The following is a 13722-nucleotide window of genomic DNA, read 5'->3' as shown; positions in this document are numbered from 1 at the left end:
CTTTCCTGCTAGAGGCTGGTTTCGCCGGCGGTGCCGAAGAAGTCGTGCCACTTGCGGCCGTTGACGAAGCCGTCGGTGCCGTTGGAGGTGGCCACGTACACGTCGGCTTCGGCGTTGTGGGTGAAGGTGACGATGTCGTCCTTGCCGTCACCGTCGTAGTCACCGACGTACGGGAACTCACCGGAGGGAGAGAAGAACTCGTTCCACCGCGCACCAGGACCGAACGCGGTGCCATCCGAGAGGGCCACGAACACGTCGGATTCGGTGCCCTGGGTGAAGGCGATGATGTCGTCCTTCTTGTCGCCGTTCACGTCACCCACGCGGGGCTGCTCGCCGGCCGGGGCGAAGTGCTCGTGGACGAGCTTGCCGGCACCGAACGCGTTGTCACCGTTGGACAGCGCCACATACACGTCCGCAGTGGAGCCCTGCGTGAAGGTGATGAGATCGTCGTCGCCGTCGCCGTCGATGTCACCGAGCGCCGGGAACTCACCGGCAGGTGCGAAGAAGTCGTGCCAGACCGCCGCCGGACGGAAGCCGTTGCTGCCGTTCGACAGGGCGACATACACCTTGGCGTCGGCGTCGTGCGTGAACGTCACGATGTCGTCGAAACCGTCACCGTTCACATCACCCACCGCCGGCACCTCACCGCCCGGAGCGAAGTGGTCGTGCCAGATCGCCGCCGGACCGAAACCGTCACCGTTGGACAGGGCCACATACACATCCGACTCCGCGCCCTTGGTGAAGGTGACGACGTCGTCCTTCTGGTCGCCGTTGAAGTCACCGCTCAGCGGGGTCTCCCCACCCGGCGCGAAGAAGTCGTGCCACACCTTCGCCGCGCCGAACTCGGTGCGCGTGGACGGCGCGACGTAGACGTTCGCCTCCGGGTTCTGGGTGAACGTCACGATGTCGTCCACACCGTCACCCGTGAAGTCCGTCGGCGAACCGGCCGACATCCCGCCGCCCCCGCTGTTGACGAGTTGCATGTAGTAGTTCCAGTTCCAGTGCGGTCCCGGATCCGTGTGGTCGTTGTTCGGCAGCTCGTTGTGGCCCAGGATGTGCGCCCGGTCCTTGGGGATGCCGTGCTGGTCGCACAGGTGCCGGGTCAGCGCGGCGGACGAGCGGTACATGGCGTCCGTGAACCACGACGGGTTGTCCACCCACCCCTCGTGCTCGATCCCCAGCGACGACGGGTTGGCGCTGCGCGCGTGGTACGCGGTGTCGGAGTCGCGCACCATCTGGGTCACGTCACCGTCCGAGGAACGGACCACGTAGTGCGAGCTCACACCGGCCGAACCGTTCTGGAACCAGCTGATGGAGCCCGCGTACGAGCCCTGCGTGACATGGATGACGACCTTGTCGATCCGCGCCGAACGCCCGACCTGGTAGTTGTTCGGGTGTGCGGGCACCCAGTGCGCCGGCCCGTAGTCGGCGCTCAGGATCCCGACCTCGGACTGCGCGCCGTCTCCGGTGGAGGCGCCCAGCGGGCGCACCTTCCCGTACTCGCCGCGCTCCGGGGCCACCTTCCGAGGCTTCACCGTGACACGCTCGCCGTGGTCTGCCCGCTGCACGACGCCCTGGGCCAGGAAGCCGTAGACCGTGTCGGCGTACAGCCGTGCCGTGCTCGCTTCGTCCGCGCCGCCGTACGCGGCGACGGCCGTGTACCACTCGTCGATGCTCTTCCGCTCGGTGGCGTCGAGGCCGAGCCTGTCGGCGTGGGCCCGCAGGACGGCCGCGGCGCCACGGATGTTGGCGCGGCTGTCGCGCTTCAGCTCGGCGACCGGCAGGCCGGTGAGCTCGGCCGCCTTCTCGAGGGTCCGGTGCTCCGGGTTGCTGACGAGGTGCATCACGCCGTAGCCGTTGGCCGAACTCGGCTCGCCGTCATGGTCGTCGAGGTGGGTCTCGCCGTAGCCGACCGCGACCAGGAGGTCGCGCGGTACGCCGAACTCCTTGCCCGCAGCGGCGAAGGCGTCGTTCATGGCGGTGTCGTCGGCCGGGGCGGCGCTCGCCGGGCCGCTCAGTGTCATCGCCGAGGCGAGTACGGCGACGAGCAGGGCCGCGGCCGGTCCGGTGCGTCTGCGGTGGGGTGGGTGCTGGGACATGGGTTCCCCCTGTTGTGGAAGCTAGAGGCTGGTTTCGCCGGGGGCGCCGAAGAAGTCGTGCCACTTGCGGCCGTTGACGAAGCCGTCGGTGCCGTTGGAGGTGGCCACGTACACGTCGGCTTCGGCGTTGTGGGTGAAGGTGACGATGTCGTCCTTGCCGTCACCGTCGTAGTCACCGACGTACGGGAACTCACCGGAGGGAGAGAAGAACTCGTTCCACCGCGCACCAGGACCGAAAGCGGTCCCGTTCGACAGGGCCACGAACACGTCCGACTCGGCACCCTGAGTGAAGGCGATGATGTCGTCCTTCTTGTCACCGTTCACATCACCGACACGAGGCTGCTCGGCGCCCGGGGCGAAGTGCTCGTGGACGAGCTTGCCGACACCGAACGCGTTGTCACCGTTGGACAGCGCCACATACACGTCCGCAGTCGAGCCCTGCGTGAAGGTGATCAGATCGTCGTCACCGTCACCGTCGATGTCACCGAGCGCCGGGAACTCACCGGCAGGCGCGAAGAAATCGTGCCAGACCGCCGCCGGATGGAAGCCGTTACTGCCGTTGGAGAGAGCGACGTAGACCTTGGCGTCGGCGTCGTGGGTGAACGTCACGATGTCGTCGAAGCCGTCACCGTTCACATCACCGACCGCCGGGACCTCGTGCCGCTGGGCGAAGAAGTCGTGCCAGATCGTCGCCGGGCCGAACCCGTCACCGTTGGACAGGGCCACGTACACGTCGGCCTCGGGACCGTGCGCGAACGTGACGATGTCGGCCTTGTCGTCGCCGTTGAAGTCACCGGTCAGCGGGGTCTCACCGCGTGGCGCGAAGAAGTCGTGCCACACCTTCGCCCCGCCGAACTCGGTACGCGTGGACGGAGCGACGTAGGCGTCCGCCTCCGGGCTCTGGGTGAAGGTGATGATGTCGTCCACACCGTCACCCGTGAAGTCGGTGGGGCCGCCGCCGAAGATGCCGGAGTTCCGCTCCGCCTCGGCGAGCAGTGCGCGGGCCTTGGACTCCGCTTCGTCGTAGCGGGTGGGGAAGGCGGAACGCTGGACGCTCTGGGCGAGCTGGCCGGCCGTGTAGCCGGGGTTCGCCCGGTCGTTGGCGATGGCACGGGTGACGAACTGCGTGGCCGCGTACCAGGGGTCGAGGATCTGCTCGACGGTGCCCCAGCCGTAGCTCGGCCGCTGCTGGAAGACGCCGATGGAGTCCTTGTCGCCGCAGGTCAGGTTGTTCATGTGTGACTCGACCCAGCCGGCCTCGAAGGCCGCCAGGGTCACCTTCGCGTTGGCGTTGTGGGTGCGGGCGACGCGCAGGACGTTCACGAGGACGTTCGGATCGTGCGTCGGCGGCACGTAGCACGAGACGTCCAGGATCTCGGCGTTGGCCCGGTTCTTGGACGGCTTCGGCGACGGATCGGCGGCCTGGGCGGGAGTGGCACCGGCGGCTATCAGAAGACCTGCCGCCGCCAACCCGGCGACGCAGGAGGACAGAAGTCTGAGACGGGGCATGGGTGTGCCCTTTCAGAGTCGGGATCGGGTGATGACTAGAGGCTGGTTTCGCCGGCGGTGCCGAAGAAGTCGTGCCACTTGCGGCCGTTGACGAAGCCGTCGGTGCCGTTGGAGGTGGCCACGTACACGTCGGCTTCGGCGTTGTGGGTGAAGGTGACGATGTCGTCCTTGCCGTCACCGTCGTAGTCACCGACGTACGGGAACTCACCGGAGGGAGAGAAGAACTCGTTCCACCGGGCGCCGGGACCGAACGCGGTGCCATCCGAAAGGGCCACGAACACGTCGGATTCGGTGCCCTGGGTGAAGGCGATGATGTCGTCCTTCTTGTCACCGTTCACGTCACCCACGCGGGGCTGCTCGCCGGCCGGGGCGAAGTGCTCGTGGACGAGCTTGCCGGCACCGAACGCGTTGTCACCGTTGGACAGCGCCACATACACGTCCGCAGTCGAGCCCTGCGTGAAGGTGATCAGATCGTCGTCACCGTCACCGTCGATGTCACCGAGCGCCGGGAACTCACCGGCAGGCGCGAAGAAATCGTGCCAGACCGCCGCCGGACGGAAGCCGTTGCTGCCGTTGGAGAGAGCGACGTAGACCTTGGCGTCGGCGTCGTGGGTGAACGTCACGATGTCGTCGAAACCGTCACCGTTCACATCACCGACCGCCGGCACCTCACTGCCCGGAGCGAAGTGGTCGTGCCAGATCGCCGCCGGACCGAAACCGTCACCGTTGGACAGGGCCACGTACACATCCGACTCCGCGCCCTTGGTGAAGGTGACGACGTCGTCCTTCTGGTCACCGTTGAAGTCACCGCTCAGCGGGGTCTCCCCACCCGGCGCGAAGAAGTCGTGCCACACCTTCGCCGCGCCGAATCCGTCGCGCGTGGACGGCGCGACGTAGACGTTCGCCTCCGGGTTCTGGGTGAACGTCACGATGTCGTCCACACCGTCACCCGTGAAGTCCGTCGGCGAACCGGCCAACAACGGCTGAGGCGTTCCGCAGTTGCCGCTGGTGTGGCGGGCGGCCGTGGTGCTGTAGCGCAGGGCCACCCCGTCGATCACGATCGGCATGTTCTGGCCGTCGGCCTCCTGCTCGTAGTGCAGGTGGGGCCCGGACGACTGGCCCGTGGTGCCGACCTTGCCCAACTCGTCGCCGGTGCGGACGTACTGGCCCTTGGCGACGGTGATGCGGTCCAGGTGAGCGACCAGGCTGGTCCAGCCGCCACCGTGGTCGACGCGCACATAATTGCCGTACCCGGAGGAGTTGGGCACGGGCACCACGTCGATCACGGTGCCGGGCGCCGAGGCCAGGGCCGGGGTGCCGAGGTCGCCGGAGCCCGCGATGTTGAAGTCCAGCGCGTTGTGGACCTCGGAGGAGTGGTGGTAGTAGTCCCGCCCCTGTCCGCACGGCCAGGGCGCGCGGAAATCGGGGCGGGGGCCTGCGGCCGAGGCCGTCTGCGCGGGGACCAAGAGGGCGCTGGAGGCCAGTACGGTGCCGATCAGGCCCAGGCTCAGGTGCCGTCTTCGCACGTCGGTCTTCCTTCTGTGGGGGTCGGGAATCGCCATCGGTCGGGGGTGGGCACAGGGCTGCCCGGGACGCGCGCCGGATCAGGGCGCACGCTCGGAAGCCACGGGTGGAGAGGAGGGGTGGAGGGCTAGAGAGAGATCTCGCCGGGGATGCCGAAGAAGTCGTTCCACTTCCTCGACGTCCCGAAGGCGGTGCCGGACGAGAGCGCCACGTGCACATCGGCCTCGGGGGTGTGGTCGAAGGAGACCACGTCGTCCCGGCCGTCGTCGTCGAAGTCACCGACGTACGGGAAGGCGCCGGGTCCCGAGAAGGCGTCGTGCCAGACGCCCTTGGTGACGAATCCCTCGCCGTCGGACAGGGCGACGCGGACCTCTGCGGCCGCGTCCGCGGTGAAGGAGGCGATGTCGTCCTTGCCGTCACCGTCGAAGTCGCCGACCCGGGGCAGTTCGGCGCCGGGCGAGAAGCCGGTGAGGACCTTGCGCGCCGGCCCGAAGGACGTACCGTCGGAGAAGGCGACGTAGACGGCGGCCTCGGTGCCCTTGGTGAAGGTGATGATGTCGTCCTTCTTGTCGCCGTTCACGTCGCCCACGGCCGGGAACTCGCCGCGCGGCGCGAAGTGGTCGTGCCATTTCCCGCCGGGGGCGAAGGACTTGCCGTTGGACAGCGACACATGGACGTCGGCGGCGTCGTCCTGGGTGAAGGTGACGATGTCGTCGATCCCGTCGCCGTCGAAGTCGCCCACGGCCGGGGCCTCGCCGCCGGGCGCGAAGTGGTCGCTCCACTTCTGCCCGGTGCCGAACGAGGTGCCGGTGGAGGGCGCCACATAGACGTCGGCCGTCGACCCCTGGGTGAAGGTGATCGCGTCGTCCTTGTCGTCGCCGTTGAAGTCACCGGTGAGCGGCGTCTCCCCGGCGGGGGCGAAGTGGTCGTTCCACTGGCCCCCGCCGGTGAACGCGGTGCCGTCCGAGGGCGCGGCGTAGACCTCCGCCGCGGTGCCGCGGGTGAACGTGACGACGTCGTCCTTGCCGTCACCGGTCACGTCGGTCGGTGAACCGCCGAGCATCAGGCCGCCCGCGTCGCCGTAGTGGACCTCGAGTTCCGCGATGGAGGTGAAGGTCTTCTCCCCGCCCGGCCGGCCGATGATCCGCACGCCGTCGCCCGCCGTCGGGTCGAAGGAGAACGTGTAGGTCCGGTGCGGGCCCGCGGAGTTGCCGTACGGGTAGTCGGGCCCCACGCGCTGCCCCGAGACGTCCAGCCACCGGTTGTCGCGGCGTACCTGCACCCGCAGGTCACCGGCGAACCAGCCGCCGTCCGCGAACATGTCACCGGTGGTGTAGGTGACCTTGTTCATCATGTACTGGCGCGGCCAGGTGTAGCCCCACCAGCTGGCGTCCTTGCGCTCGTCGTTCCAGTCGTCCTCGTTCTGGGTGCGGTTGCCGTCGGCGTAGAAGGAGTCCTTGCCGAAATGGGTGGCCCGTTGGACGGGCACCGTGCCGGGTTCGCGGGCGAGGTTGCGGTTCGGGTCGGCGGCGTTGCCGGGAGTGGTGTCGCTGCGCGGTTCCAGACTCAGCTTCCGCAGGGAGAAGGTGTACGCGTAGTGGTCGCCGCCGGGGTAACCGCCGCCGCAGGGGCAGACGTTGGACTGGAGCCACATCGACTTGCCGTCGGCGCTGATGTACTTCGACGGGATCGTCGTCGCGTAGCCGCCGTGCTTGGTGTGGGTCCAGGGGTAGCCGCCGAAGTCCTTGGTCGCGAAGTGCTTCCAGGGGCCCCAGGGGGTCGGGGACTCGTAGAACTCGAAGGTGTACTCGGTCCACGAGGTGTAGATGTAGCGGTTGAGCGGCTTGTTGTAGACCACGCCGCCCTGGCTGAGGACCGTCATGTCGCGTGCCCGGCCGGGGGTGATGACGTTCTGGTAGACGCGCCGGTCGTCGTGGAGGACCGGCTTGCGCAGGGAGATCTCCGTGGACCAGACCGGGTTGCCCGAGGCGTCGGTGCCGGACATGTACTGCCAGGCGTTCTCGTCCATGATCGAGCTCTTGTGGACGCGGGCCAGATACAGGTCGACGGGGTCGGGGACGGTGTTGTCGAAGGAGTCCCGCCAGTTGTGGTCCAGGCCGTAGGCGTAGACGTAGTCGTCGGGGGCGTTGGCGTAGTTCTTGCCGTAGTCCAGGAACATCACCGTGGTGAAGACGCCGCCGCCGAACATCGGCCGGTTGCGGTCCCAGGTCCAGGTGCGGCCCTTGTCGGTGGACCTGGCGATCGTGGCCGCCGGGGCGTCGTTGAAGTCGTGCGCCAGGTCCTGCACCGCGAGGTAGAGATCACCGTTCACACACGCCATGCCGGTGGGCTTGCGGTTGTGGCCCGCGCTCCAGATCTGGCTCACGTCCCTGGAGAGCTGTGATCCGGTCAGTGCGCCGGGCATGCCGGAGATCCTCGCGACTCCGATGTCGCTGAAGTCGGTGCCGAAGCCGGTGCCGTCGCCGTAGGCGGCGTACACGTTGTCGTCGTCGGACCAGCAGTTGGGCCACAGGTCTCCGTGGTCCCGGTTGTCGCCGACCGCGGGCGCGCCGACGGTGGCCGCGGGGTCCACGGCGACGGTGGAGAAGAAGTCGCTCGCCGGAGGCGAGCCGGCGGCGGCCGCGGAGGTGCCCGCGGACTGTACGGCGTCCGCGGCCGAGCTCGGCGGCACGACGGTCAGCACCGTACCGAGGGCGAGAACTGCCGTGGCCATGACACGGCCCAGACGCCCCACGGGTCTGGAGGGTTGAACGGATCTGCGCATTGACTGTGCTCCCGGAGGACTCGGGCCGGCCAGCGTCGAAATCGATTTCAGCGGGACGGTACTAGTGCGCCGTGAGGGCGTCAACTGCTCTGCGACAGAGCGACGTTGGACGATATTTGGCCAGTGCGTCCCCATTCCTCCGGGCGCGCTGCGAACGCCGCAATGGCGGCTCGGATCTTCTGTCCCAGGGGCCTTTCACCAGGTCACAGCCACGTGTTGCACCCGATCGCGTCGTGGCGCGCGGCGCGGGGGAGCGAACCGGCCGAGGCTGGTTCCATGACGCGAGAAATCCATTTCAGATTCCCTGTCCCCCGAGCGAGCTACACGCAAGTGTCCACTGAGCGGTGACGATTGCCGGCCGCCGGATCCGTAGCGTCCGTGACGGCCCGCGGCACTCGGTCGCGGATCCGGCGAAGGAGTCCTCGATGAGAGTGGTCTGGCAGTTCCTGGCCGTCGCGGCGGTCTCCGCCGTGGGCGGCCAGAGCGTGTACGCGGTGCGGGACAACCCGTGGCTGTCGCTCGCCCTGGGAGCGCTGACCACCGTGCTCGCGCTGGTGGTCTACCGATGGGTGGTGGCACGGACCGAGCACCGACCGGTCACGGAGCTGGACCCGGACGGTGCGGCGCCGGCGCTCGGCAGGGGGACGCTGATCGGTGTGGTGATGTTCGCGATGGTCGTCACGAACCTCGCCGCGTCCGGGAACTACGAGGTCCACGGCCTGGGTTCGGTGAGCGGCGTCTTCGGGCTGCTCGGCTTCATGGCGGCCGCCGCGGTCACCGAGGAGGTGCTGTACCGCGGTGTGCTGTTCCGCGTCGCCGAGGAGTACCTGGGGACCTGGATCGCGCTGGCGCTGACCGCGGTGCTGTTCGGTCTGTCGCACCTGTTCAACCCGCACGCCACGCTGTGGGGTGCCGTCGCCATCGCGATCGAGGCGGGCGGGATGCTCGCCGCCGCGTACGCCGCCACCCGCAACCTGTGGGTGCCGATCGGCGTGCACTTCGGCTGGAACTTCGCCGCGGCCGGCATCTTCAGCACCGAGGTCTCGGGCAACGACACCGAGCAGGGCCTGCTGGACGCCACGACCTCGGGCTCCGAATGGATCACCGGTGGCGACTTCGGGCCGGAGGGCAGTGTGTACTCGGTGCTGTTCGGTGCGCTGCTGACGATCGCGTTCCTGTGGCTGGCCCACCGGCGCGGCCGTCTGATGCCCCGTAGGCGGCGCGTGGCCGGGCCCGACACCAGCGCTACACTGCCCCGGTGATCGCTCCTCGCCGGGCCGGGGAACTGTGGCGCGGGTTGGACGTCACGGTCAGGGACCTGCTGCTCGGGCTGTTCGTCCTCTGTGTGTCGCTGCTGCCGGCGTTCCAGAACCACGGAACGCGGCTCGGGGGCGTGCCCGACCGCCCCTTCGACTCGCTGGCTGTGGTGGCGGTGGCCCTCCAGTCGCTTCCGCTCGCGGTGCGCCGGCGGTGGCCGGTGGTCTGTCTCGCCGTGGTGTCCGCCGGGCTGGCCCTCGACCAGCTTCGCGGCTACCACTCCCCCGCGGGCACCGCGCTGCCCATCGCGCTGCTCAGCGTCGGGGCCTATCTGGAACGGTACCGGCGCGCCACCGCGGTCGTGTTCTCCGTCGCGTATGTGGCGCTGACGGTCGCGTTCCACCGGCTCGGTCCGGGCGAGCCGGTCGGCGAGTTCGTGACGTTCTACCTGGCGGTGGCGCTCGCGTGGGGCATCGGGGCGTGGCTGCGCGCCACCCGGGTCGCCGAGGCGGAGCGCCGGCACCGCGTCGCCGAGGACACCCGCACCGCCGAACGCGCCCGTATCGCGAGGGAGTTGCACGACGTCGTGACCCACCATGTGACGGCGATGGTCGTACAGGCCGAGGCGGCCCGCTATCTGACCACCGCGCCCGACCGCCTCGACCAGACACTGACCGCCGTCACCGACACCGGCCGCCGGGCCATCACCGATCTGCGGCACCTGCTCGACCTGCTCGACCCCGACCACGGTCCCGAGGCCAGGACACCGCCCGTCGGCCGGCTGCTCACACTGGTGGAGCAGACCCGCCGGGCCGGGCAGCCGGTGAAGTTCACCGAGGAGGGCACACCGGCGCCGTCGACGGGCAGCGCCGACCTCGTGGCGTACCGGGTCGTGCAGGAGGCGCTGACGAACGCCCTCAAGTACGCCCACGGCGGCGCCACCCGGGTCCAGGTGCGACACAGCGAACGGCAGATCACGGTGGAGGTCGGCACCGACGGCTCCGGCACACCGGTGGCCACCTCGCCGGGCGGCAGCGGCCGGGGCCTGGCGGGACTCCGGGAGCGGGTCGACGTCCTGGGCGGCGACTTCAGCGCGGGCCCGGAACCGGGCGGCGGCTTCGTCGTACGGGCCCGCATACCGACGGGGAGCACGGCATGACCGCACCGATCCGGGTGCTGGTCTGCGACGACCAGATGCTGATCCGCACCGGGCTGGTGACCATCATCGACGCCCAGCCCGATCTGGAGGTGGCGGGCGAGTGCGGCGACGGGCAGTCCGCCGTCGACCTCGCCGTCCGGCTCCGCCCGGACGTCGTGGTGATGGACGTGCGCATGCCGGTGCTCGACGGCATCGAGGCCACCCGCCTGCTGGCCGGTGCCGGGGTGCCGCATCCGGTGAAGGTCCTCGTGGTGACCACCTTCAACCTGGACGAGTACGTGTACGAGGCACTGCGCGCCGGGGCCAGCGGATTCCTGCTCAAGGACGCGCCGCCGTCCCAGCTGCTGCACGGGATCCGTACCGTCGCGATGGGCGCGGCACTGCTGGACCCGGAGGTGACCCGCCGGCTCGTGGGCCGGTACGCCGCCCGGATCCGGCCCGCCGAGGGCGGGGCGCCGCAGGACATCCCGCTGACCCCCCGCGAGCTGGAGGTCCTCCGCCTCATCGCGGACGGCCTCTCCAACAGCGAGATCGCGGCGTCCCTCCTGATCAGCCAGGAGACCGTGAAGACGTTCGTCTCGCGCATCCTCACCAAGCTCGGCCTGCGCGACCGCGTCCAGGCCGTGGTCTATGCCTACCGCCAGGGCCTGGTGACCTGACCGGAATACGGAACCGTCCCGGTCCGTTGTCGGCGTCGAAGGAGGTCACGGTGAACACGATGTACTACGACCACGGGACGCCGGCAGAGCGCTGGGAGCGGGCCGGGATGTTCTTCGACGCCAAGGACTACGCGGCCGCCGCGCGGGTGCTCGACGGGCTGGTCGAGGAGGTGCCGGAGCAGACCGGACCCCGGCTGCTGCTGGCGCGTGCCTACTACCACTCGGCGCAACTGCGGCGCGCGGAGGCGGAGTTGCGGGTCATCGTGGAGCGTGACCCGGTGGAGCACTACGCCCGGCTGATGCTCGGGCGCACCCTCCAGCGGCAGGGGCGGGACGACGAGGCCCAGCCGCACCTGCGGATCGCCGCCGCGCTGGGCGGCGCGTTCGACGAGGAGTAGCGACGGATCCGGTGCCCGGCTCCCCCGCGTGGGAGCCGGGCACCCGTGCGTCACCGCGCCGCCGCGTCGCCTCCGTACGTCCGCCGTCCCCGGCGGTGGGCGACCTCCCCGAGCACGATGTCGACGGCCAGGAAGGCCGCCAGGGGGATGCCGAGCAGCGGGACGAAGTAGCCCAGTACGGCGATCAGCGCCAGCAGGGGGACGAGTATGTACGGCGGTACCCGCTGCCAGGCGCCGCGCGGGATCGGGCGGCCGAAGGCGGAGCCCCTCCCCCGCTGCCACCACATGCGGTAGCCCCAGACGATCAGCAGGATCAGGGTGAGGGCGAGGGCCATCAGGGCGATCTGGTTCACCAGGCCGAACAGATTGCCGGTGTGCAGGTCGATGCCCCAGCGGGTGAGTTTGGCGAGGACCGGGTAATCGGCGAACCGCAGGACGTCGGTGACCTCCCCGGAGGCCGGGTCGACGGCGACCGAGTCCTGCTTCTCGGGCCAGCTGCGCTGGATCTGCCGCACGACGTACGCGGACTTCTCGTCGGCGGGCGGCACGATCTCCACCGGGTCGCCCAGGCCCTCGGCCCGTGCCGCCGAGAGGACCTTGTCCAGGCCGACCCCGTGGGCCGCGTCGCCCTCCGCACCGCCGGCCGCGCCGTGGCCCGCGTGTTCCCCGGCCGCCGCGGCCGACACCGAGGGGGTCTCCTGGCCGAGGGAGGCGCGCAGCTCGCCGATGTTCGCGCCGGCGTAGGTGGACCAGGTCAGGCCGGTCGCCGAGAGGAAGATGAAGCCGGCCGCAGCCCACGCGCCGACGCCGCCGTGCAGGGCCAGCGTACGGCGCCGTCCGCCGGTGCCGCGCAGCTTGCGCCGGGCACGGCGCCGGGAGAACCAGAGCACGAGGCCGCCGCCCGCGATCACCCACAGCCAGCTGGCCGCGAACTCGCTGTAGAGGCGGCCCGGTTCGCCGAGGTGCAGATCGCGGTGGAACTCGTCGATCCAGGTGCGCAGGGGCAGCGCGCCCGTGGAACCGTACTGCTCCAACTCGCCGCGCACCTCGGCGGTATAGGGGTCGACGAACACGGCCAGGGTGTGATCGGGGTCCACACCCGGGGTGCCGGCCAGCATCACCCTTGTCGTGGCGTCCGCCTCGGGTGAGGGGCGTACGGCGGCGATGGTGCCCTCGGGGTGGGCCTCGCGGGCGGCGGCCACCTGCTCGGAGACGGGCAGCTTGCGGTCGCCGACGGGGACGGTCAGCTCATGGTCGTAGACGATCTTCTCGGCCTGGAAGGAGGCGGCGTACAGCAGGCCGGTGACGGCGGCGACGAGGAGGAAGGGCGCCACCAGGACGCCCGAGTAGAAGTGCAGGCGCAGGACGAGGGGGCGCAGGGCGGCCCGGATGCCGTTCTCCGGTGCGGGGGCGGGGGGTTGGGGTGCCTCGTCCGTGGTGGTCGAGGGAGCGGTGGTCATCGGTGGGGTTCTCCCGGGGACGTGGGGGCGGGCGTGGTGGTGCAGTAGTCGGCGCGGCGGGGCGCCGGGTTCCCGGGAAGTGTGTGTGACCTGTGCCACATGTGAAGGGCGTGCGATCCTGACGGGATGGGAACTCCGAACGATCGCGCGCCCTTGGCCGAACGGGTCGAGCAACTGCTCGCAACCGAGGGGCCGTTGCCCATCGTCGCGGCCGGTGATCCGGTGCTCCGTCGGGGCACCGAGCCGTACGACGGACAGCTGGGGCCCGCTCTGCTGGCCCGGTTCGTGGAGGCGCTGCGGGTCACCATGCACGCGGCGCCGGGTGTCGGACTGGCCGCGCCGCAGGTCGGGGTGGGGCTGCGGATCGCGGTGATCGAGGATCCGGCGCCGGTGCCGGAGGAGGTGCGCCTCGTGCGCGGGCGGGTGCCGCAGCCGTTCCGGGTGCTGGTCAATCCCTCGTACGAGCCGGTCGGCGGTCGGCGGGTCGGGTTCTTCGAGGGATGTCTGAGCGTGCCGGGGTATCAGGCGGTGGTGGCGCGGCCGGCCGAGGTGCGGCTGACCGGGCAGGACGAGCGCGGGCGGGCGGTGGACGAGGTGTTCTCCGGGTGGCCCGCGCGGATCGTGCAGCACGAGACGGATCACCTCGACGGGGTGTTGTACCTCGATCGGGCCGAGCCGCGGTCGCTGTCGTCCGACAGGGCGGTGGCGGAGCGGTGGGCGCAGGCGGCGCCGGATGGTGCTGCACGGCAGCTGGGGTTCGAGCTGCCGTGAGCTCGCACTGATCCGTCCCTGGGGGTGGTTCGCCCCCGCCGCCCCTTCCCTCCCCCACTCTCGGCTTCGCTCGAGCGGGGGGACCCCCATCGTCCCTGGGG

Annotated in this window: 10 protein-coding genes; 5 read left to right on the top strand and 5 right to left on the bottom strand. The window is 70.1% G+C overall.

The features are described 5' to 3' along the window. Window positions 1-8: 8 nt before the first annotated feature. The 4 genes from ACZ470_RS21270 to ACZ470_RS21255 all read right to left on the bottom strand — a co-directional run bounded on the left by ACZ470_RS21270 (window position 9) and on the right by ACZ470_RS21255 (window position 7866). A complete protein-coding gene (locus tag ACZ470_RS21270; protein WP_468429294.1) occupies window positions 9-2099 on the bottom strand; it encodes an N-acetylmuramoyl-L-alanine amidase in 2091 nt (696 codons plus the stop codon). A gap of 21 nt (window positions 2100-2120) precedes the next feature. Next, a complete protein-coding gene (locus ACZ470_RS21265) occupies window positions 2121-3608 on the bottom strand; it encodes an FG-GAP repeat domain-containing protein (protein ID WP_468429292.1) in 1488 nt (495 codons plus the stop codon). Window positions 3609-3643: 35 nt separating this feature from the next. Further along, window positions 3644-5134 (bottom strand): FG-GAP-like repeat-containing protein, encoded by a 1491-nt coding sequence (locus tag ACZ470_RS21260; protein ID WP_468429290.1) that lies wholly within the window; start codon window positions 5132-5134, stop codon window positions 3644-3646. A 125-nt stretch (window positions 5135-5259) separates the two neighbouring features. Then, window positions 5260-7866, bottom strand: a complete 2607-nt coding sequence (locus ACZ470_RS21255) for an FG-GAP-like repeat-containing protein (RefSeq protein ID WP_468429288.1) — start codon at window positions 7864-7866, stop codon at window positions 5260-5262. A gap of 476 nt (window positions 7867-8342) precedes the next feature. Here ACZ470_RS21255 and ACZ470_RS21250 point away from each other — a divergent pair, with 476 nt between their 5' ends. The 4 genes from ACZ470_RS21250 to ACZ470_RS21235 are packed head-to-tail and all read left to right on the top strand — an operon-like array spanning window position 8343 to window position 11390. Further along, window positions 8343-9179 (top strand): lysostaphin resistance A-like protein, encoded by an 837-nt coding sequence (locus tag ACZ470_RS21250; protein WP_468429286.1) that lies wholly within the window; start codon window positions 8343-8345, stop codon window positions 9177-9179. Next, window positions 9176-10333 (top strand): sensor histidine kinase, encoded by a 1158-nt coding sequence (locus ACZ470_RS21245; RefSeq protein ID WP_468429284.1) that lies wholly within the window; start codon window positions 9176-9178, stop codon window positions 10331-10333. Before ACZ470_RS21250 ends, ACZ470_RS21245 begins: the two co-directional genes overlap by 4 nt. Beyond that, window positions 10330-10992, top strand: a complete 663-nt coding sequence (locus ACZ470_RS21240; protein WP_468429282.1) for a response regulator — start codon at window positions 10330-10332, stop codon at window positions 10990-10992. Before ACZ470_RS21245 ends, ACZ470_RS21240 begins: the two co-directional genes overlap by 4 nt. A 50-nt stretch (window positions 10993-11042) precedes the next feature. Beyond that, window positions 11043-11390: a tetratricopeptide repeat protein gene (locus ACZ470_RS21235; protein ID WP_468429280.1), complete on the top strand. Its 348-nt coding sequence runs from the start codon at window positions 11043-11045 to the stop codon at window positions 11388-11390. A 50-nt stretch (window positions 11391-11440) separates the two neighbouring features. On the opposite strand, the gene ACZ470_RS21230 is transcribed toward ACZ470_RS21235, so the two are convergent. Next, entirely contained in the window at window positions 11441-12850 is a 1410-nt protein-coding gene (locus ACZ470_RS21230; protein ID WP_468429278.1) for a PepSY-associated TM helix domain-containing protein, read from the bottom strand. 126 nt (window positions 12851-12976) lie between these two features. Here ACZ470_RS21230 and ACZ470_RS21225 point away from each other — a divergent pair, with 126 nt between their 5' ends. Next, the gene (locus ACZ470_RS21225) at window positions 12977-13621 is read left to right on the top strand and encodes a peptide deformylase (RefSeq protein ID WP_468429276.1); all 645 of its coding nucleotides are present in this window, start codon (window positions 12977-12979) and stop codon (window positions 13619-13621) included. Window positions 13622-13722 lie beyond the last annotated feature (101 nt).

Source organism: Streptomyces sp. NPDC031111 (assembly GCF_055570675.1).
Note: the sequence above shows the minus strand (reverse complement) of the source record. Positions and strands in the feature narration are given on the sequence as shown.

Coding starts and splice junctions, on each gene's coding strand:
- ACZ470_RS21270 (WP_468429294.1), bottom strand. CDS start 2,099: ATGTCCCAGCACCCACCCCACCGCAGACGCACCGGACCGGCCGCGGCC.
- ACZ470_RS21265 (WP_468429292.1), bottom strand. CDS start 3,608: ATGCCCCGTCTCAGACTTCTGTCCTCCTGCGTCGCCGGGTTGGCGGCG.
- ACZ470_RS21255 (WP_468429288.1), bottom strand. CDS start 7,866: ATGGCCACGGCAGTTCTCGCCCTCGGTACGGTGCTGACCGTCGTGCCG.
- ACZ470_RS21250 (WP_468429286.1), top strand. CDS start 8,343: ATGAGAGTGGTCTGGCAGTTCCTGGCCGTCGCGGCGGTCTCCGCCGTG.
- ACZ470_RS21240 (WP_468429282.1), top strand. CDS start 10,330: ATGACCGCACCGATCCGGGTGCTGGTCTGCGACGACCAGATGCTGATC.
- ACZ470_RS21230 (WP_468429278.1), bottom strand. CDS start 12,850: ATGACCACCGCTCCCTCGACCACCACGGACGAGGCACCCCAACCCCCC.
- ACZ470_RS21225 (WP_468429276.1), top strand. CDS start 12,977: ATGGGAACTCCGAACGATCGCGCGCCCTTGGCCGAACGGGTCGAGCAA.